Genomic DNA, 20249 nt, shown 5'->3' on the forward strand with positions numbered 1-20249 from the left:
TTGTTGACTAGTATACGCCATCTGCGGGGTTGCGCTAGTAGACAAAAAAACCGCCACAAGGGCGGTTATTTTGTATCTGGCTTCGATCGAGGGATACACTCGGGCCATCCATGGCCCTCGCCCTGCGGGCAGCGCTGGCGCGCTGTGCCAAACGGCTATCCTGCCGTTTGGTCGAACCCTTAGGCTTCTCATCAAAGCCGCTCTCTCCTTCACATACAAAAAAACCGCCACAAGGGCGGTTGTTTTGTATCTGGCGGAGAGAGAGGGATTCGAACCCTCGATACGCGGTTAGCGTATACACACTTTCCAGGCGTGCTCCTTCAGCCACTCGGACACCTCTCCAGAAGTGGCGGTATGATAGGGAAAAGCTGGGGGTAAATCAACAGACTTGTGGTGATCCGGAGCGATTAACTCAGTCTTTGCACTTTTTCATACCTAAGTCGAATGGGAATATTTACTGGCTGGGCTACTCTAGGGGCATTGCAGTACAAACTTTGAGAGGCCTAGCATGAGTTACCCCCGAGAATATGAGTCATCGTTGCAACACCGCGACGCTTTTTGGTTACAGCAAGCGAAGAAGCTGCATTGGTTTAAAGAGCCGCAGCACGCTGTATCGCTCAAACCTAATGGCTGTGCGGATTGGTTTGCTGATGGTGAGCTGAATGTGTCTTTCATGGCGTTGGATTATCACGTGGATAATGGTCGTGGTGATCAATTGGCGTTGATTTATGATTCACCGGTGAGTGGCGCTAAAGCAAGCTACACCTTTCGTGAGTTGCGTGATCAGGTAGCGCTATTTGCTGGTTTGTTGAAAAAGCAGCATGTGAAGAAAGGCGACCGGGTGGTGATTTATATGCCGATGATTCCGCAGGCGGCGATTGCGATGTTGGCCTGTGCGCGGCTTGGAGCAGTGCATTCGGTAGTGTTCGGTGGATTTGCACCGCATGAATTGGCGGTGCGGATTGATGATGCGACACCCAAAGTGATAGTGACGGCGTCGTGCGGCATTGAGGTGAATCGAGTGATTCCTTATAAGCCGATGGTAGATAAAGCCATTGAGGAAGCGAACCACAAGCCGGCGCAAGTGATTGTGTGGCAGCGCCCGGAGTGTCAGGCTGAGTTGTTGCCAGAGCGTGATATTGATTGGCAGCATGGGCTGCAAGGGGTGTCGCCGGCGGAATGCACAGTGGTTGCCGCGACAGATCCGTTGTATGTGTTGTACACCTCGGGCACTACGGGTAAGCCGAAGGGGGTGGTGCGAGACACGGGTGGCTACGCGGTGGCGTTGCATTATTCGATGAATTTAGTGTACGGCTTAAAGCCCGGGCAGGTGATGTTTACGGCCTCGGATGTGGGTTGGGTTGTGGGGCATTCTTATATTGTCTATGGGCCCCTGCTGGCTGGTGTAACGACGGTGCTGTACGAGGGTAAACCCGTGCGTACGCCGGACGCTGGCGCGTTTTGGCGGGTGTGTGCAGAGTATGGTGTCAATGTCTTGTTCTCTGCTCCTACAGCGTTTCGGGCGGTGAAAAAAGAAGACCCAGAAGGACTGTTGTTAGCAGGCTACGATTTATCTAAGTTGCAACGTATTTACATGGCGGGTGAGCGGTTAGATCCGGCCACCTATGAATGGACCACAGCCATTACCGGTAAGCCGGTGTACGACCATTGGTGGCAAACGGAATCAGGCTGGCCAATTTGTGCTAACCCGGTGGGCGCGGCTGAGCATCCGATTAAACCTGGTTCAGCCACCTTGCCACTACCTGGTTATGATGTGCAAATATTGGATTATAAAGGGCAACCGGTAGGGCCTAACGAGCAAGGTGCGGTAGCGATTAAATTGCCGTTGCCGCCAGGGTGCTTAACCACTATTTGGAATAACGAAGAGCGTTTTGTCAGTGGTTATCTGAGTGAATTTGAGGGCTACTACAGTACCGGTGACGGTGGCTATAAAGACGATGATGGCTATGTGTTTATCATGGGGCGTACCGATGATGTGATAAACGTTGCCGGGCACCGTTTGTCTACCGGTGAGATGGAAGAGATTCTGGCGCAGGACAATGCCGTGGCTGAGTGCGCTGTGATTGGTGTGCATGATGAACTGAAAGGACAAGTGCCGGTGGGGCTGGTCATCACTAAAGATGGGGTACAGGTGAGTGCTGAAGAACTCACGGCTCGGTTAGTGCAGCTGGTGCGGGATGAGATTGGTGCGGTAGCTTGTCTGAAGCGGATTTTAGTGGTGCCGCGGTTACCGAAAACTCGTTCTGGCAAAATTTTACGCCGGGTATTGCGCCAATTAGCCGATGGCGAGCCGGTACAAGTGCCATCAACGATAGATGATCCTAGTTGTATTGATGAATTACGCGAACAGCTAGCGGGCTAGCTGTTCTGCGGGATTATTCATTAAAGATCCTTAGCAGCGTCATTTTCTGGACGCTGCTCGGGGTCGGTACTGGGCTCAGCGGTGGCACCAGCTTCTTGTTGCTGCTCTAATTCTTGCTGTTTCTGTAAGCCGCTGGTGCTGGCGCGGCTGTGTGGCATCACCGCATGTTCAGACCAACTACGAATATGCAGATCCCGTTGCGGGAAAGGCACTTCAATCTTGTACTCTTCAAGTGACGTATGGATTTCCCACAAGAAGGCGGCTTTAACGGCGCCAGGGCGATTAACGGCTTCGGGTTTCAGCCAGGCCACCAACTCAAAATTAAGTGAACTATCACCAAACTCTACGAACCACACTTGGGGTGGTTTATGGGTGCCATCCTGTAGGGTATGAGGCACTCGTTCTGCGGCTTCTAAGACAGCCTTTCGTACCAGTTCTTTATCGGTTCCATAGGCGACGCCAAAGGGCACATGAATACGCCGATAGGTGTCGCGCATGGTCCAATTAGTCACGCGGCCACTGACAAACTCAGAGTTTGGCACGATAATATCAATGTTGTCGTTGGTGGTGATGATGGTACTGCGAATATTGATTTCTTTCACTTCACCGGTCACGCCAGATTCGAGTTCAACAAAGTCGCCAACCTTTAGCGTTTTTTCGAACAGCAACATGATACCGGCGGTAAAGTTGCTGATCAGGTTCTGTAAACCAAAACCGACACCAATACCCAGTGCACTGGCAAAAATGGCAAACTTAGTGAGATCGATCCCGACGGAAGATATGGCCACTAAAAAACCAACCAGCATTACCACATAGTGGGTGATGCGAGTGAGGGCGTATACGGACGATTGCGCCATCGATTTACGATAGCTAGCAAAGCGCCGCAAGGCGTTTTGGAGTACTCGCGACACCACGTAGGTGATGATTAAAATGAATAGCAGTCGAGCTACAGAACCGTAGGTGATAGCGGTTTCACCTACGGTAAAGATTTCGTGCTCAAACCAATGAAAAAAACTACTTATTTGGTTTAGTAGTTGCTCCATAGGCTTAGCTCATGCGGGCTTGCAAAAATAGCGCTAACCCCAGTCGCTCAATCAGGCGCAGCTGTTGGCGCAACCAATAGGCATGGTCTTCTTCGGTATCTTTGAGAATGCCGACCAGCATGTCACGACTTACAAAGTCACCCTGTTGCTCACAAAATTGAATGACCTCACGCAGTGTTTTGGCGTTGTTGTGCTCCAGTTCTAAATCGTTAGCCAGCATAGTGGGTACGTCGGTGGCTATGGTGTGTGGTTCGCGTTGCTCTAAGTTAGGTTGTTCACCCAAAAATAAAATTCGGCGAATCAGCAGGTCTGCATGACCACGCTCATCATCCACTTCATGGTTAATTCTTTCATACAATGCATTCAAGCCCATATCTTCGTAAATGCGTGAATGGGCTGTGTATTGGTCAATGGAGGTTAACTCAAAGGCCAACAGACGATTTAACTGCGCGGCTACAGCGCTTGCATCAAAGCTCATGATCACTACTCCTAGGTTCTGTTAATCTGATAGTTTGGTTTGCAGATACATAGGCACGCCAAGTTTGCCTAGCAGATCGAGTTGGGTATCTAACCAATCTAGATAATCTTCTTGTTGTTCTAATATCTCGGTGAGCAGATCTCGGCTAACGTAGTCTTGGGCTTGTTCACAGTGTTTAATAGCGCTGCGTAGCTCAGTCACATCGGCGGCTTGCACTTGCTGATCAAGCTGCAAGGACTCTTCAGGATCTTCACCTATGTATAATTTGCCTAGGTCTTGCAGGTTAGGTAGGCCATCTAAAAACAAAATACGCTCGATGATTTTATCGGCGTGTTTCATTTCATGAATAGAGGCTTTATAGGCGGCTTGGTTGAGAGCTTCGAAGCCCCAGTTGCGATACATGCGGGCATGCAAAAAGTATTGATTAATCGCGGTAAGTTTACGCGTAAGTATGCGGTTTAGTTCAGATAAAACCTGTGGTTTGCCATGCATGGTGATACTCCTAACTGTTTCCTTTGGGTAACAGCTTAAGCGTAGCACACCTGAATTGGCAATAAAGTTTCGAATTGTTTTTGTTGTTTGCGTTCGGCAACGGCTTCTTTTAACACCGTTTTTGCGCACTGAGTACAGCAGCCACACTGGCTGCCTACACCATACTGTTGACGTAATTCGCGCATGCTAGAAAGGCCATCGTCCACCGCGCGACGGATGGTTTTATCACTGACCCCTTTGCATAAACACACGTACATACTCATCTCCTAGCAACAACTAGAGAGATGATAAACTTAATGAGAATGATTTGCAATAGCGCTATATGCTAATGATCAATAAAATGACATGTAAAGCGACTACAGTAAAGGTGAGCCTACTACGAAGCTCAAGATACCAGCCATGCTCGCTGAGTTTGCGTCGCTCGTAATTCAGCCAAAATAGGTGCAGCAGGGCTAAAATAGCCAGACTAGCTAGCTGAGTATCGCTGCACCAAGGCAAGGCTTGCCACACTAACAGTAAAAAACCGGTGACTGACGGAAACATACTCCATTGCAGGTTGCGTGATTGGTCTTGCTGTGGCTGTTGCAGGCTAAGCCCCCAGTGTACACCACCCAAGAAGCTGAAAATAATGGCGCTGTAGATAATAAAAAGTTGTATTGCTTGGGCGCCATAAATATCCAGCAGGGCCAGCAAGGTTAGCCCAATAAAGGGAATAAGCCCGGCAAAGCCTAATCGTTGAGCGGTGTACTGAGTGGTTAACTGCATGCTTTATAAGCCTGTTTTAAGTAAATAAATGGTGTAAGCCACGTAACCGCTCAAGAAAATCACACCATGCACTCGATTGATACGGTTTTGGCGCGCATTTGGACGGAACGCGAACACTAACAACAACACGGTTAATACGGCCATAACCAGCCAATCGCGACTGAGCACTAAGGGGTCTAGGTCGATCGGATGAATAGCACCGGCGATACCAACCACTACCAGCGTATTGAACATGTTTGAGCCAATCACGTTGCCCAGGGCTAAGTCATGTTCGTTTTTACGCACCGCAGCAATAGACGAAGCTAGCTCTGGCAATGAGGTGCCAATTGCGACTACGGTTAGGCCGATGACTAAATCACTCACGCCAAAAGCGGTAGCGATATCAACGGCACCCCAGACTAAGATACGTGAGCTGATGATAAGTAAGATCAAGCCAATCACGAGCCAGGTGATAGCTTTGCCCAACGGCATGGCATGAGCCTTCACTTCCGCTTCAAATTCACCTGCCATGGCATCATCACCACCGCGCATGCCTTGGTAAATGCTCCAGCCCATGTAAAGTGCAAATACTGCCAGCAGGACCCAAGCTTCAAGCGCGGTGATCACACCATCAACTAAAGGCCACGCAACTAAAAAGGTAATGGCGATAAGAATGGGCGCTTCACGTTTGAGTACTTGGCTAGCTACTGCAATGGGGGCTAACACGGCTGTTAAACCAAGAATTAATGCAATATTGGTGATGTTAGAACCAAAGGCGTTACCCAGAGCCAGGCCCGGATTACCTTGCAGTGAGGCGATGGCTGATACCACCATCTCTGGTGCTGAGGTACCAAAACCGACAATCACCATACCGATGAGCAGGGGGGGCATGCCTAAATGGTTGGCGGTGGCGGCAGCACCATCGACAAAGCGATCGGCACTCCATACCAGTAGCGCTAGTCCAATAATTACAGCAGCAATGGCAAGTAACATAGATTTCCTAAACAAGTGAACGATAAGTTGTCATAGTTTAACGTGAAATGATAATGCTTGTGAATGTGCTTGTGGTCGGTCTAGACTGAATAAAACATGAAAGGATAACAATATGACAGATAATCACTCACAGATACCGCCTCAGCGGCCTGATTTTATCATCGATAGCTGGGATTTTTCGGTAGTGCCGGCGCAGCCGGTGCATCAGAACTACCATCAACGACAACAGAGCTGGTTTCATTTTCAGCGTGATTTGCCCGGCTTGAGTGACTGGTTGTTGGCGGCTGGTATTCCGGAACCGCTGATTGATGCGGTGTTAGAAGAAGATACTCGGCCTAGGTTTGAGCGGGTTAGTGCGGGCTTCTTGTTGATTTTACGTGGGGTGAATTTGGGGCTGGGTGAGCAACCTGAAGATATGGTGAGCTTGCGAATTCTATTTTACAACGGCAACTTGTATAGCTTCAGAAAACGCCCCGTGAATGCGGTGCGGGCGCTGCAGAAAAAGCTCGAGTTGGGCCAGGGCCCCGAATCTATTGCTGATCTTTTGGTGCATTTAGTGGATGAAGCCAATAATCAATTGGAGCAACTGCTAGATACCATTGAACTCGAGATGGAAGAGCTGGAAGATGACAGCAAAGGCACTACGGCGCAACGGCAGCGGCAACTCACGGTGTTGCATCGACGCTTATTGCGATTAACTCGTTTTGTGCGCCCACAGATTGCCGCGTTAGATAAGTTAGCGGTGGATGGGCCTAAGTTATTTGAGGCTGAGTGGGTGCAATGGTTGCTGAATGAGCGCGACAATACCCAACGCGAACTTGAGAATATGGACATGCTGCTAGAGCAGGTGTGGATGTTGCGAGAGCATTTGCAGCAAGAAGTAGCAGAAAAAATGAACCGCAATACCTATTGGCTTTCAATGGTTGCGGGGGTGTTCTTACCGATCAGTTTCTTGACCGGACTGTTTGGTATTAACATTGGCGGCATGCCTGGAGTTGACGATGCCGCTGCTTTTTGGATATTCAGTGGGGCGTTACTGATTATCGCCGTGATTGAGTTTTTGCTATTACGCCGACTTCGCTTTTGGTGAGGTGGGTAACGGCTGGGCTGGTGGTGCAGTAGATACTGGTGGCGTAAACGGGCGTACCAGTGGCGCTTGATCATGAAAGCCCGGCAATTCACAATGATCTGCGGCAAACACCACCAAGTGGTCAAATTCCGGCCGTAAACCTACCTCATCGCCCACGTTCATTTGTTCGTGGGACGGGCTTAAAGTGAGGACTTCGATGCCGCTGTTAAGCTGTACGCTGTAAAGATTGTGAGCACCGCGAAAACCGCGCGCTTTAATGCGCCCGCGCAGACGCGAATTAGCATCAGGAACGATATCGTCCGGGCGCACTAAAAAACTCACTGGGGTGCCATCAGGTACGGTCAATAAGCTCGGATGCTCTAGCATGCCTAGCGGTGAGGCTAACGAGCCCGAGGCATTGACGGTACCTTGCAGCAGCACGCCATGGCCGATAAAGTCGGCCACCAGCTGATGGCGTGGCTGGTGATACAGTTGATACGGGGTTTCCCATTGCAAGAGTTCGCCCTGATACATCACCCCAGCTTTATCAGCCATGGCAAAGGCTTCTTGCTGATCGTGGGTGACGAGCAAAGCGGTGATCTGTTCTTGCTTAAGCAGCTCACGAACTTCAACGGCTAAGCGCTCTCGTAATTCTGCATCAAGACTCGAAAAAGGCTCATCAAGCAGCAGCAAACGTGGTTTTGGTGCGAGCGCCCGAGCCAAGGCAATACGTTGTTGCTGGCCACCGGAAAGCTCATGAGGATAACGTTTTTGATAGCCGGGCAAGCCAATCCGCGTCAGTAATTCATCCACGCGAGCGCGGCGCTCGGCGGCACTGGCTTTGCGCATGCCAAAACTAATATTCTCGGCCACGGTTAAATGCGGAAACAGGGCAAAGTCTTGAAACACCATGCCAATGCCACGCTGCTCTGGTGGGGTCAGCTGGTTGGCCGAAGAAACACATTCGTTGGCCATGGTAATGGTGCCTAACTGTAACCCTTGAAAACCTGCGATAGCACGCAACAAGGTAGTTTTACCGCACCCGCTGGGGCCCAATAAACAGCCGATTTCGCCGGCTTCAAGCTGCAAACTAACACCCCGAACGATGTGCTGGGCGCCAAAGCTGATGTGGATCTTATCAAGCTGTAACAGGGGCAAAATCAGACTCCTTGGTCGTGTTGGTGGGCGTTGTTAGCTGCGAATGGCGACTTTTTAGCATAGCTCGCGATAACAAAATCACCGGAATTAAACCTACCAATACCATCATCAGGGCCGGTGGGCCAGCATCGGCAAGGCGTTCATCGCCTGCCATTTCGTAGGCGCGCACGGCTAAGGTATTAAAATCAAACGGCCGCAGTACCAGCGTGGCTGGCAATTCTTTGAGTACATCGACACCGACTAAAATCAGTGCGGTAAGCACACTGGGGCGCAGTAAGGGTAAATGTATTTTACGCAACACCTGCAGCGGGCGGTAGCCCTGAATGCGGGCTGCTTCGTCCATGCTCGGACGGATCTCGGCCAAGCCGGCATTGATGGTTTGTAGCGAGACACTTAAAAAACGCACCACATAGGCAAACAGCAAGGCAAACAAGGTGCCCGAGAGTAATAAGCCCGGATTGTAGTCAAACCAGCTTTTGCTCAGTGCAATGATAGCGTGGTCTAGTTTGCTCAACACCAACAACAGGCCAACGGCAATCACCAACCCAGGAATGGCATAGCCTAAACCGGCAAAGGTCACACTCACGCGCACCGCAGGCGTAGGTAACTGGCGGCGGCCGTAACCAAGCCAAAGAGCCATGGTCACCACAATCACCGCGGCGATAAGAGCTAGCATAAAGCTGTTAAAGGTGAGCTGCCAAAAGTCAGGGTCGACCCACACTTGCCAGCGCTCTAATGACCAACTGGCCAGTTGCAGTGCCGGTAAAATAAAGCCAAACACTAGCGGTAACCAACACACCAAGCTGGCCAGCCAAGCTTTGGCGCCATGCAATTGGAAGGGTTGGGCGGGGCGACTAGAGCGTTGATCGTAACGTGCTTGGCGACGTGACCAGCGCTCTAAGAACATCAGGGCGATAACTGCTACCAGCAGCATCCCAGCCAGCTGCAGAGCACCGTTTAAATCACCTAAACCGTACCAAGTACGAAAAATACCGGTGGTAAAGGTGGTGACGCCAAAATAGGCGACGGTACCATAATCGGCGAGGGTTTCCATTAGCGCTAGGGTGGTGCCGGTCACTATAGCTGGGCGAGCCAGAGGCAACGCCAAGCGAGCAAAACACTGCCATGGGTTTAGGCCAAGACTACGTCCTGCTTCTAGCGTGGTGGCGGATTGCTGAATAAAAGTGGCTCGGGAAATCAGATAAACGTACGGAAACAGCACTAAACTCAAGACGAGGATAGCGCCGCCTAAGCTCCGAATTTGGGGGAACCAGTAATCACCGTAGCCCCAACCAAAGGTGTCGCGCAGCGTGGTTTGCACCGGACCGGCAAAATCAAGCATGCCGGTATAGGTGTAGGCGGTGATGTAGGCCGGCATGGCGAGTGGTAGTAGCAAGGCCCATGTGAGTAGGCGTTGACCAGGGAATCGACAGGCTGTAGTTAGCCAGGCGGTGCTTACGCCGAGCGTGATAACGCCAACGGCAACCCCAAGCAGTAACCATAAAGAATGCCGGATGTACTCGGGCACCACCGTTTGCCACAAGTGGCTAAGGGTAGCGTAATCACCGCCGATGAGCAGTTCTACGCCAACCCATAAAATCACTAACAACGGCAGCCCTAACAGAGCAGCCGTTGCAATCAGCGATAATTTACGCCACGCCGTGAACACGCTTAACGCCAGCCTGCACGGTTCATTAATTTAACCGCATCGGCATTGTTTTCACCTAAGAAACGCATGGACAGGTCGTCAGCTTTAAACTCGCCCCATGCTTGTAAGGTTTCGCTCCACTCTACCCCAGTTACGGCAGGGTATTCATTGTTGGTGGCGGCGTACCAAGCTTGCGATTCAGGCGACAGCAAGAACGCAATGAGTTGCTCTGCAGCGGCTTTATTTTTCGCATGTTTGGTGATGCCAATGCCACTGACGTTAACGTGGGTACCAAAGCTATCTTGATTGGGCCAGAAAATCTTCAGTTTGCTGGCGGCTTCGCGCTGCTCGGCGTCATCACCGGTCTGCATCAGGCCAAAATAGTAAGTATTGGCAACGGCTAGGTCACACATGCCTGCAGCGGCTGCTTTTAATTGGTCACGGTCACCGCCCACCGGAGGTTTTGCTAGGTTAGCAACAAGGCCTTCAGCCCATTGCTCGGTAGCCTCTGGGCCCCAGTGTTCGATTAGCGCCGCAGTTAACGATTGATTGTAAATGTTGTCTGAAGAACGGATACAGACTTTCTTGCGCCATTCTGGTTTAGCTAAGTCTTCGTACCCAGTTAATTGGCTCGGGTCAACTTTACCTTCAACATAGAAAATAGGGCGCGCCCGTAAGCTTAAGCCTACCCATAAATCATCGCTACCATGCAAATGCTCAGGCACTGCAGCTAACACAGCTGGGTCGGTCAGCGGCTGAAACACGCCTGCTTGCGCGGCACGGTGCAAGTTACCAGCATCAACGGTGAGGAATAAATCGGCCGGAGTGTTTTCGCCTTCGTTCTGTAACCGGGCCAGGAGGGCATCGCCGCCACCGGTTAATAAGCGTACTTCAATGCCAGTTTTGGCAGTAAATTGCTCTAGTGCAGGTTTAATTAGCGCTTCTTTACGCGCAGAATATACGTTAACCGTGGTAGCTTGTGCTACTGTTGCGGTTAAGCTTGCTGCAATTGCAGTCATGGTAAGTAATTTGCGGAACATGATTGAACTCATGGTGATTTACCTCGTAATGTTACGTGGATTATATAGAAAAAATAAAAGGAACGATATTGATTCGCATTAAGTAACCATTAAGAGTTATTCTCGTGCAAATGCGAATCATTATCAACAAATAATTTGTAAAATCTAGGAAAGAGACTTTCAGCCTATGTCAAATATGTCAGCACTAGCGCTCATTGGGGTGTTATCTATCTTGTGCCAATGGGGTGCATGGCGGTTAAAAATACCAGCGATTTTACCTCTGTTGTTAGTGGGATTAGCGATTGGCCCAGGTTTGGGCTGGTTAGATCCTGATGCGGTATTCGGTGATTTATTATTCCCCATTGTGTCACTTTCGGTTGCTATTATTTTATTTGAAGGCGCATTAACGCTGCGTTTTGATGAAATCCGTGGGCACGGCCGCATGGTAACTAACTTGGTTAGTATCGGCATGGTCATTACTTGGCTGATGATTGCGGCGGCGGCTTATTATCTGATTGGCTTTGGCTGGGAGATGGCGGCGCTGTTTGGGGCGTTGGTGGTGGTGACTGGCCCGACAGTGATCATGCCGATGTTACGATCGGTACGGCCGTTAGCTCGGCTGGGCAACATTTTACGTTGGGAAGGGATCATCATCGACCCGATCGGTGCCTTGTTAGCGGTGTTGGTGTATGAGTTTATTATTGCCAATCAAGGCGCCGGTATCAGCCACGCCATGCAGGCCTTTGCCACTACGTTAGGGGTAGGCTTCGCGCTGGGTTTTGCCAGCGGCAAATTACTCGGACAAGCGCTTAAATTTAGTATCTTTCCGCATTATTTGAAAAACGTCGCTACGGTAGCTGTGGTGTTAGGGGTGTTCGCCTTATCCAATGCCTTGCAACACGAGTCTGGACTGCTGACCGTGACTGTTATGGGGATGGTGATGGCGAATATGCGCGGGCTAGATTTAGATGACATCCTTGAGTTCAAAGAAACCTTAAGTGTGCTGCTTATCTCTGGGTTGTTTATTCTGTTGGCAGCTCGTTTAAATGCGGATGCCTTTAGCAGCCTAGGCATGCCGGCGGTGTTACTGTTGGTGATTATCATATTTGTGGTACGCCCAGTGAGTGTGTGGGTGTCTTCCATCGGTACCCAAACCACCTTTAAAGAGAAGATCTTGCTCAGTTGGATTGCGCCACGCGGGATTGTTGCAGCGGCGGTATCAGCGTTGTTTGCCTTAAAAATGCAAGAGGCTGGCTGGGAGCAAGCGGACGTGTTAGTTCCCTTGGTGTTCTTGGTGATTTTAAGCACTGTGGTGTTGCAAAGCTTAACCGCCAAGCCGTTGGCGCACTTTCTAACGCTGCGGGAACCGCCACCACGGGGCTTTCTCATATTTGGCGCCAATCCGCCGGCGCGGCAAATTGCCAAAGCCCTGAAGGAACATAATTTTCCGGTGTTATTAGCCGACACTAACTGGGAACACGTGAAGTTAGCACGCATGGAAAACTTGCCGGTGTACTTTGGTAACCCTACTTCAGAGCATGCTGAAAATAATATGGATCTGAATGGCATTGGCCAGGTGTTGATTCTGTCGCCATATCGGCAGTTAAACCCGGTTGTCGCGATGCACTTTATGGATTGGTTTGACGAAGACAAGATCTTTGCTCTGCAAAACTCCGAGCATGATGCGCCGGCTCGTAACCAATTACCGGAAGTGTTTCGTAAGCGCTTAAAATTGTTCGGCAAAGGGGTAAGCTTTTCTAAGTTATCAAGCTTGTCGTTTCAGGGAGCGCAGGTGAAAACCACTGCACTGACTGAGTCGTTTCACTACGATGACTATCAAGAGCGCTATGGTAACCGAGCTTTGCCGTTATTTGCCTTAGACGAACGTGGGGTATGCCATTTGTTTAGTGCGGACCAAACCTTTACGCCGGCAGCCGGTTGGCAGATTGTCGCGTTGATAAGTCCAGAGCAAGAAAAGAAGCCAGATCAAGCTTCCGCTTAACACTAAATTAACCAAGAAAACAGAAACTTACTACTTTGTTGCGAAATTGTAATTGATTTGGAAAATAAAGTTAGTTATAGTCTAACTCATGGATTGCGGGGTTACTTCACGGATTGACGTGACCCTGTTCGAACACGGATGTTCTTCCTTTCTTTTTATTCAGTGCCATTCCCTTTATACTCTTCTACTTAAATTACCGGTAAGTGAATCTTACCAGCCCAAGCTGCGGCCGCTGCCGTAGTGTCATGAGATGAATATGATGCAGTTGAACAAATCTTCCACATTGACGCATCTTGGTAGCCTAGTTGTGGCTGCGAGTTGTCTGTTGCTCAGCGGTTGTCAGCCAGCTGGCGATGCCGAACGCTTAACCAACCAAGAGCTAGCCTTAGTACAGACCCTCGACCAACAGCAGCTACCTAACCAAGATTGGGCGCTGTCGAGTGCGGTCATTCAGCTTAGTTTTTGTCGCAATCGAGTCAATGATGCCTTACTTGCCGAAGGCGAAGAACTCAATCGCTGGCGCTTGGTAGGTGAGCGCTCAGCGTTTCCGCGCCAACGTCAAGAAGGGCTAGAGCAGTTAGCAGAGCTCTACCATGACCATGGCGTGCTGTTATGGCAGCAGTGGGGGACGGTAAGTTCACAGTTATACCGCATTGCTTATCCTAGCCGATACAGCGAACCTAATGTGTTTAATGCGCTAGCCAGCTTAGGCCGCGATGAAAAAATTTGTTTCAGCTCGTTAGACGCCAGCCAAAGTGAGTAGTAACGCCTTATGACCGCTCTTCATCAACATTTACAAGCCAAACTCGAAGCCGCCTTTGCCCCTATTTACCTGCAATTGCTGAATGAAAGCGATCAGCACGGCACAGCTAGTGATGATTCTCACTATAAATTAGTGCTGGTGAGCGCTAGCTTCGTCGGGCAACGTTTATTACAGCGCCATCGGGCGGTCAACAAACTGCTGCAAGAAGAACTCGCCGGGCCAGTTCACGCGTTAGCTCTGCATCTTTACAGCCCAGACGAATGGCCGCTGCAGCAGGTTCCAGATTCACCAGCCTGTCGCGGCGGCAGTAAGCTCGACAACTAATCAGATCACTTGATGGGTGCAGCTCGGTTAAACTACCCGGATCAAAGCACCAGCTTGTTGATTATGGCTAACTCAAGCCTAGACCCTAGCTTAAAGGATAGTAGCAATGATTATTCAACCTAAAATTCGTGGTTTTATTTGTACTAACGCCCATCCAGTCGGCTGTGCAGCTCATGTACAACAACAAATTGATTTTATAAAACAACAACCTAAATTAGCGCAAGTGCCACAGCGGGTGTTAGTGATCGGCTGTTCTACCGGTTATGGTTTGGCCTCGCGTATTGCTGCTGCCTACGGTGCTGGCGCCAAAACCTTAGGTGTGTGTTTTGAAAAAGAGCCGAGCGAAAAACGCACCGCGACTGCAGGTTGGTATAACACGGCAGCATTTCATCAAGCAGCTAAGGCTGATGGTCTTTATGCCCATACCATCAACGGTGATGCTTTCTCGAATGAAATCAAAGCACAAGTTATTGAACAAATTAAGCAAGACTTCGGTCAGGTTGATTTGGTGATCTACAGCTTGGCTTCGCCGAAGCGTAAAGATCCGGTTACAGGTGAAGTTTATAGCTCAACGTTGAAGCCTATTGGTGACAGCTATACCACCAAAACCTACCACACCGACAAAGACCAAGTGACTGAAATCACTTTAGATCCTGCTACTGATGACGAAATTGCGCAAACCATCAAAGTGATGGGTGGCGAAGATTGGGAACTTTGGTTGGCAGCCCTGCACGATGCTGGCGTATTAGCACCTAATGCAAAAACCACGGCCTACACCTATATTGGTAAAAAGCTGACCTGGCCAATTTACGGTCATGCCACCATTGGTAAAGCTAAAGAGGACTTGGACCGTGCGGCAGCTGCGATGCGTACGCGCTATACCGATCTTAATCTAGAAGCCTACGTATCTTCATTAAAGGCCCTAGTGACTCAAGCTAGCTCAGCAATTCCTGTCATGCCGCTATATATCTCGTTGATTTATGGGGTGATGAAGCAAGAGGGTACCCACGAGGGATGTATTGAACAAATATATCGATTGTTCAACGAAGCCCTTTACAGCGACGACCGGTTATTGGATGAAGCTGGCCGCTTATTTATGAATGGCTGGGAAACCAATGATGCAACGCAAGCTAAGGTTGAAGCTCTTTGGCATCAAGTGAATCAAGAAAATTTCCATCAATTGGCTGACTACGCAGGTTATCACAGTGATTTCTTGAAGTTGTTTGGTTTTGGGATTGATGGCGTTGATTATGATGCGGATGTCGATCCTATGGTTGGGTTTGATTGAAGGGCAACAGCAAAGCTCGGTTAGCTTTTAGAGAGGAGCTATTGGTTGGCTTTTTCGGTGACCGAAATACGACTAACGAATAACGACTATCGATTGGTTTTTACATTTGTTTTGTAATCCAAAAGTGCTAAAATGCCGGCCCTAGGTGAAAATGGACAGAATTTGGTCAGTCGCGGCGTGCGGAGAAATGCGTACGGCGTGGCTGGAATGAGATTAATCTTCCCTAACGAGTAGTGCAAACGCGTATGATTACGATCAAAAAAGGGCTAAATATCCCAATCTCGGGAATGCCCCAACAAGCTATTGATGATGGTCAAGCCATCACCACCGTTGCCGTACTGGGTGAAGAGTATGTGGGGATGCGCCCAACCATGCAGGTTAAGGTTGAGGACCGCGTCAAAAAAGGCCAGGTACTTTTCGAAGATAAGAAAAACCCAGGAATTAAATTCACTGCACCAGCTGCTGGCGTTGTAAAAGACGTGATGCGTGGCGCCAAACGTGTGTTACAAGCCGTTATTATTGAAATTGACGGTGATGAGCAAGAAACGTTTGCCAGCTACGACAGTAAAGACTTAGCTAGTTTGCCGCGCGACCAAGTGGTTGAGCAATTGAACAATGCGGGTCAATGGGTAGCCTTACGTACGCGACCTTTTAGTCGTTCGCCGAAGCTAGACGCAGAGCCTACTGCGATCTTCGTGAATGCGATGGACACCAATCCGTTAGCGGCCGACCCAGCTGTAATCATCAGCCAAGAGCAACAAGCCTTTATCGACGGTCTGAACCTGTTAACCACGTTAACCAAAGGTAAGGTGTTTGTGGCGAAAGCTGCTGATGCAAAAGTTGATGTGGGTCATGCTAAGGTTCAATTAGAGACCTTTGCTGGTCCGCATCCTGCTGGTCTGGTAGGTACTCATATTCATTTCTTACAGCCGGTATCTATGGCCAAGCAGGTTTGGCACATCGGTTATCAAGACGTGATTGCCTACGGTAAATTATTCACCACCGGCCAGGTTTACACCGACCGTGTGGTTGCTTTAGCCGGCCCTGGTACGAAAAAACCTCGGTTATTGCGTACTCGGATGGGCGCAAACTTGCGTGAACTAACCAAAGGTGAGTTGGCGCAGGGTAAAAACCGGATTATTTCTGGCTCAGTACTAAACGGTCACAAAGTTGACGATGCTCATCAGTGGTTAGGTCGTTTCCATACCCAAGTGAGTGTGTTGCCTGAGGGTGATCAGAAAGAATTCTTTGGTTGGATCAAGCCTGGTTCAAACCAACACTCAGTTACGCGTGCATACTTGGGTCATTTGTCACCTAAAAAGTTGTTTGCGATGACGACTACCACCAACGGTTCAGATCGTTCAATGGTGCCAATCGGCAACTATGAGCGCGTGATGCCGCTTGATATTTTACCAACGATTTTGCTACGTGACTTGCTCTCTGGCGATACTGAACAGGCGCAAAAGTTAGGCTGTTTAGAACTCGACGAAGAGGATTTAGCGCTCTGTTCTTATGTTTGCCCAGGCAAATATGAGTACGGTCCGGTGTTACGTAACATGTTGACCGAAATTGAGAAAGAGGGCTAATCATGGGCTTGAAACATTTTCTTGAGAAAATTGAGCCAAACTTCGAGAAAGGCGGCAAGTACGAGAAGTTCTATGCCTTATACGAAGCAGCGGCAACTATTTTCTATACGCCAGGTAAAGTGACCAAAGGCATTACCCACGTTAAAGATAGCGTTGACCTAAAACGCATCATGATTTTGGTGTGGATGATGACTTTCCCAGCGATGTTCTGGGGTATGTACAACATCGGTAACCAAGCGGCATTAGCCTTAACTGACGGTTATCAGTTAGCTGATATCTGGCAAGTAGGTATTTTTACTGCCTTAGGTGGTGATCTAGCTACCGCTGGCTGGGCCGGTAAACTGTTCTATGGCGCCTGCTTCTTTGTACCTGTGTACGCGACAACCTTTATTGTGGGTGGTTTCTGGGAAGTTTTATTTGCTTCTGTACGTAAGCACGAAATCAACGAAGGCTTCTTCGTCACGTCAGTTCTGTTTGCCTTAACCTTGCCCGCAACCATGCCGTTATGGCAAGTAGCCTTAGGTATTACCTTTGGTGTGGTGATTGGTAAAGAAGTGTTTGGCGGTACTGGCCGTAACTTCTTGAACCCAGCCTTAACCGGTCGTGCATTCTTGTACTTTGCCTTCCCAGCGTCTATCTCTGGTGAGCAAGTATGGACTGCAGTTGACGGCTACTCTGGCGCTACTTTGCTAAGCCAAGCAACTCAGGGCACTGATTACATTGCTAATATGGATTTATGGATGGATGCCTTCTTAGGTAATATCCAAGGTTCAATGGGCGAAGTATCTACCCTGATGATTCTGATTGGCGGTTTAGCACTGATTTACTTCCGTATTGCCTCATGGCGCATCGTATCAGGTGTGTTTGTAGGTATGGTCGCGTTGTCATTATTGTTCAACGTGATTGGCAGTGACAGCAACCCGATGTTTGCTATGCCTTGGTACTGGCACCTGGTGGTAGGTGGTTTTGCCTTCGGTATGATGTTTATGGCAACGGACCCAGTGTCAGCCTCATTCACCAACAAAGGTAAGTTTTATTATGGCTTCTTAATTGGTGCCATGACGGTACTTATCCGAGTGGTAAACCCTGCGTATCCAGAAGGTATTATGTTAGCGATTTTATTCTCTAACGTATTTGCCCCGCTGTTTGACCACTTTGTTGTTCAATCAAACATTAAACGGAGACTGGCACGCAATGGCTAATAAAAATGAATCACTAGGCAAAACGCTGTTTGTGGTTATCGCCCTCTGTTTAGTGTGCGCGATAATCGTGGCAGGTTCTGCGGTTGGCTTGAAGCCTTTACAACAGAAGAACGCTGCGCTAGACATGCAACGTAACGTGTTAGATGCTGCAGGTTTATTAACCCCAGAAACTAACGTTATCGAGCTGTTTGAGCAGCGCGTAGAGACGCGTTTATTCAACCTTAATACGCTCGAAGAAGTTGAATCTGTAGACGGCAAAAATGCCACGGACTACGATCCTATCGCGTCTGCTAAAAAAGCAGGTTTGGGCACTAAATTAGATAAAGCTGATGACGAAGCTGGTATCGGTTCTCGTGAAGATGTAGCTAAAGTCTATTTTATCAATGATGCCCAAGGCGAGTTAGAGACAGTCGTTGTGTTTGTTCGCGGCTACGGCTTGTGGGGTACCATGTACGGCTTCATGGCAGTGGCACCTGACATGAACACCATCAAAGGTATCAACTACTACGAGCACACTGAAACTCCAGGGTTAGGTGGCGAAATCCAGAATCCAAACTGGGCTGCCAGCTGGCAGGGTAAAGAAATCTACGCCGACGGCGAGGTTGCTCTTAACGTGACGAAAAACGTGACTGACCAAGCTCATGACGTAGATGCACTGTCTGGTGCAACCTTAACCAGCAACGGTGTTGAAAACACCATGCAGTTCTGGTTTAGCGACAAGGCTTACGGCCCGCTATTTGACAAAATTCGCAAAGGGGAGCTGAACTAATGGCGAGTGCAAAAGAAGTCAAAGAGGTTCTGTTTGGACCGATTTTTGCCAATAACCCAATTGCCTTACAAATCTTAGGTATTTGCTCGGCGTTGGCAGTAACGTCAAAAATGGAAAATACTTTGGTTATGTGTATTGCACTAACCTTAGTAACGGCATTTTCTAACTTGTTTATCTCAATTATCCGTAACCACATTCCTTCGAGTGTACGGATTATTGTGCAAATGACGATCATTGCCAGCTTGGTTATCGTGGTTGACCAAATCCTGCGTGCTTACGCCTACAGCATCGCCAAAGAACTGTCGGTATTCGTTGGTTTGATTATTACCAACTGTATCGTGATGGGCCGTGCTGAAGCCTATGCGATGAAGAGTACTCCAGGCTTATCGTTCTTGGACGGTATTGGTAACGGCTTAGGTTACTCGGTGGTGTTGTTAACCGTGGGCTTTATTCGTGAGCTGTTCGGATCAGGTAGCCTGTTCGGTTATCAGATCATGCAGCTAGCTTCTGAAGGCGGCTGGTATCAGCCGATCGGTTTGTTGGTATTGCCACCAAGTGCGTTCTTTATTATCGGTGGTTTTATTTGGGTACTGCGTACCTTCCGTACCGAACAAGTAGAGCCGAAGGAATAAGGAGCAGACCATGGAAGCTTATATCAGTTTATTTATTAAATCGATTTTCGTTGAAAACTTAGCGTTATCGTTCTTCCTAGGTATGTGTACTTTCTTGGCAGTATCAAAGAAAGTAACCACAGCTTTTGGTTTGGGCGTTGCAGTAATCGTTGTACTGGGCATTTCAGTACCGGTGAATAACTTGGTTTACCACAACATTTTGGCGCCGGGTGCGTTAGATTGGGCTGGTTTCCCTGATGCAGACTTGAGTTTCTTGCGTTTCTTAACCTTTATCGGCGTTATTGCAGCGTTGGTACAGATTTTGGAAATGGCATTAGACAAATACGTACCAGCTTTGTACAACGCGTTAGGTATCTTCTTACCTTTGATTACCGTGAACTGCGCTATCTTTGGTGGTGTGTCCTTCATGGTTGAGCGTGATTATAACTTCACTGAAAGTGTGGTTTACGGTATCGGTAGCGGTATCGGCTGGGCCCTTGCCATTGTTGCCTTGGCAGCAGTGCGTGAGAAACTGAAATACGCCGATGTACCAGATGGTTTACGCGGTTTAGGTATTACCTTTATTTCAGTTGGTCTGATTGGATTGGGCTTTATGTCATTCTCTGGCGTATCCCTGTAACAAGCACCGGTAACGATAACAACGGATTAACAAGAGG

General features: G+C 49.0%; 20 protein-coding genes and 1 tRNA gene. 11 read left to right on the forward strand and 10 right to left on the reverse strand.

What is annotated here, in order from left to right; all coding sequences use genetic code 11:
• Nucleotides 1-251: 251 nt before the first annotated feature.
• Nucleotides 252-342: transfer RNA gene (locus ACQ661_RS03345), tRNA-Ser, on the reverse strand.
• 166 nt (nucleotides 343-508) lie between these two features.
• Between ACQ661_RS03345 and ACQ661_RS03350 the strand changes: the two genes are divergently transcribed.
• Nucleotides 509-2383, forward strand: a complete 1875-nt coding sequence (locus ACQ661_RS03350) for an acetate--CoA ligase (protein WP_431667626.1) — start codon at nucleotides 509-511, stop codon at nucleotides 2381-2383.
• Between the two features lie 20 nt (nucleotides 2384-2403).
• Here ACQ661_RS03350 and ACQ661_RS03355 read toward each other — a convergent pair whose 3' ends face one another.
• The 6 genes from ACQ661_RS03355 to ACQ661_RS03380 form a co-directional block, all read right to left on the reverse strand.
• On the reverse strand, nucleotides 2404-3426 hold the full coding sequence (locus tag ACQ661_RS03355) for a mechanosensitive ion channel family protein (protein WP_313932492.1): 1023 nt from the start codon (nucleotides 3424-3426) through the stop codon (nucleotides 2404-2406).
• Nucleotides 3427-3430: 4 nt separating this feature from the next.
• Nucleotides 3431-3904 carry a bacterioferritin gene (gene bfr, locus ACQ661_RS03360; protein WP_153825863.1) on the reverse strand — a complete coding sequence of 158 codons (474 nt, stop codon included), beginning with the start codon at nucleotides 3902-3904 and terminating at the stop codon, nucleotides 3431-3433.
• A 21-nt stretch (nucleotides 3905-3925) separates the two neighbouring features.
• Nucleotides 3926-4396 (reverse strand): bacterioferritin, encoded by a 471-nt coding sequence (gene bfr / locus ACQ661_RS03365; protein WP_110074899.1) that lies wholly within the window; start codon nucleotides 4394-4396, stop codon nucleotides 3926-3928.
• Nucleotides 4397-4431: 35 nt separating this feature from the next.
• Nucleotides 4432-4653 (reverse strand): bacterioferritin-associated ferredoxin, encoded by a 222-nt coding sequence (locus ACQ661_RS03370; protein WP_110074898.1) that lies wholly within the window; start codon nucleotides 4651-4653, stop codon nucleotides 4432-4434.
• Between the two features lie 61 nt (nucleotides 4654-4714).
• Nucleotides 4715-5161, reverse strand: coding sequence for a DUF3429 domain-containing protein (locus ACQ661_RS03375; RefSeq protein ID WP_153825862.1), 447 nt, complete (start codon nucleotides 5159-5161; stop codon nucleotides 4715-4717).
• 3 nt (nucleotides 5162-5164) lie between these two features.
• Complete coding sequence (locus ACQ661_RS03380; RefSeq protein WP_313932491.1) at nucleotides 5165-6133, reverse strand: calcium/sodium antiporter; 969 nt, start codon at nucleotides 6131-6133, stop codon at nucleotides 5165-5167.
• 112 nt (nucleotides 6134-6245) lie between these two features.
• On the opposite strand from ACQ661_RS03380, the gene ACQ661_RS03385 reads away from it, so the two are divergent.
• Nucleotides 6246-7223, forward strand: coding sequence for a CorA family divalent cation transporter (locus ACQ661_RS03385; RefSeq protein ID WP_313932490.1), 978 nt, complete (start codon nucleotides 6246-6248; stop codon nucleotides 7221-7223).
• Here the strand turns inward: ACQ661_RS03385 and ACQ661_RS03390 are convergent.
• From ACQ661_RS03390 to ACQ661_RS03400, 3 genes are read right to left on the reverse strand one after another with little or no spacing between them, the layout of a single operon-like run.
• Nucleotides 7200-8354: an ABC transporter ATP-binding protein gene (locus ACQ661_RS03390; protein WP_313932566.1), complete on the reverse strand. Its 1155-nt coding sequence runs from the start codon at nucleotides 8352-8354 to the stop codon at nucleotides 7200-7202. The two genes, ACQ661_RS03385 and ACQ661_RS03390, sit on opposite strands and share 24 nt — an antisense overlap.
• Complete coding sequence (locus ACQ661_RS03395; protein ID WP_431667628.1) at nucleotides 8341-10029, reverse strand: ABC transporter permease; 1689 nt, start codon at nucleotides 10027-10029, stop codon at nucleotides 8341-8343. The genes ACQ661_RS03390 and ACQ661_RS03395 overlap by 14 nt, the downstream gene beginning before the upstream one ends.
• Nucleotides 10030-10031: 2 nt before the next feature.
• Nucleotides 10032-11060 carry a Fe(3+) ABC transporter substrate-binding protein gene (locus ACQ661_RS03400; RefSeq protein ID WP_202912488.1) on the reverse strand — a complete coding sequence of 343 codons (1029 nt, stop codon included), beginning with the start codon at nucleotides 11058-11060 and terminating at the stop codon, nucleotides 10032-10034.
• A 154-nt stretch (nucleotides 11061-11214) separates the two neighbouring features.
• Here ACQ661_RS03400 and ACQ661_RS03405 point away from each other — a divergent pair, with 154 nt between their 5' ends.
• From ACQ661_RS03405 to nqrE, 9 genes are all read left to right on the forward strand, one after another.
• Complete coding sequence (locus ACQ661_RS03405) at nucleotides 11215-13029, forward strand: cation:proton antiporter (RefSeq protein WP_153825857.1); 1815 nt, start codon at nucleotides 11215-11217, stop codon at nucleotides 13027-13029.
• Nucleotides 13030-13285: 256 nt separating this feature from the next.
• On the forward strand, nucleotides 13286-13792 hold the full coding sequence (locus ACQ661_RS03410) for a hypothetical protein (RefSeq protein ID WP_431667631.1): 507 nt from the start codon (nucleotides 13286-13288) through the stop codon (nucleotides 13790-13792).
• A gap of 9 nt (nucleotides 13793-13801) precedes the next feature.
• The gene (locus tag ACQ661_RS03415; RefSeq protein WP_431667633.1) at nucleotides 13802-14116 is read left to right on the forward strand and encodes a BolA family protein; all 315 of its coding nucleotides are present in this window, start codon (nucleotides 13802-13804) and stop codon (nucleotides 14114-14116) included.
• 106 nt (nucleotides 14117-14222) lie between these two features.
• Complete coding sequence (gene fabV / locus ACQ661_RS03420; RefSeq protein WP_431667634.1) at nucleotides 14223-15404, forward strand: enoyl-ACP reductase FabV; 1182 nt, start codon at nucleotides 14223-14225, stop codon at nucleotides 15402-15404.
• 245 nt (nucleotides 15405-15649) lie between these two features.
• Nucleotides 15650-16990, forward strand: a complete 1341-nt coding sequence (locus ACQ661_RS03425; protein WP_153825854.1) for a Na(+)-translocating NADH-quinone reductase subunit A — start codon at nucleotides 15650-15652, stop codon at nucleotides 16988-16990.
• A 2-nt stretch (nucleotides 16991-16992) separates the two neighbouring features.
• Entirely contained in the window at nucleotides 16993-18192 is a 1200-nt protein-coding gene (locus ACQ661_RS03430; RefSeq protein ID WP_153825853.1) for an NADH:ubiquinone reductase (Na(+)-transporting) subunit B, read from the forward strand.
• Nucleotides 18185-18961: a Na(+)-translocating NADH-quinone reductase subunit C gene (locus ACQ661_RS03435; protein ID WP_153825852.1), complete on the forward strand. Its 777-nt coding sequence runs from the start codon at nucleotides 18185-18187 to the stop codon at nucleotides 18959-18961. Before ACQ661_RS03430 ends, ACQ661_RS03435 begins: the two co-directional genes overlap by 8 nt.
• On the forward strand, nucleotides 18961-19593 hold the full coding sequence (locus ACQ661_RS03440; RefSeq protein ID WP_153825851.1) for an NADH:ubiquinone reductase (Na(+)-transporting) subunit D: 633 nt from the start codon (nucleotides 18961-18963) through the stop codon (nucleotides 19591-19593). The genes ACQ661_RS03435 and ACQ661_RS03440 overlap by 1 nt, the downstream gene beginning before the upstream one ends.
• Nucleotides 19594-19603: 10 nt before the next feature.
• The gene (nqrE, locus tag ACQ661_RS03445; protein ID WP_153825850.1) at nucleotides 19604-20212 is read left to right on the forward strand and encodes an NADH:ubiquinone reductase (Na(+)-transporting) subunit E; all 609 of its coding nucleotides are present in this window, start codon (nucleotides 19604-19606) and stop codon (nucleotides 20210-20212) included.
• Nucleotides 20213-20249: the final 37 nt, after the last annotated feature.

The sequence above is a fragment of the Pseudidiomarina sp. WS423 genome (assembly GCF_050750165.1).
GTDB classification, from domain to species: Bacteria; Pseudomonadota; Gammaproteobacteria; order Enterobacterales; family Alteromonadaceae; genus Pseudidiomarina; species Pseudidiomarina fusca.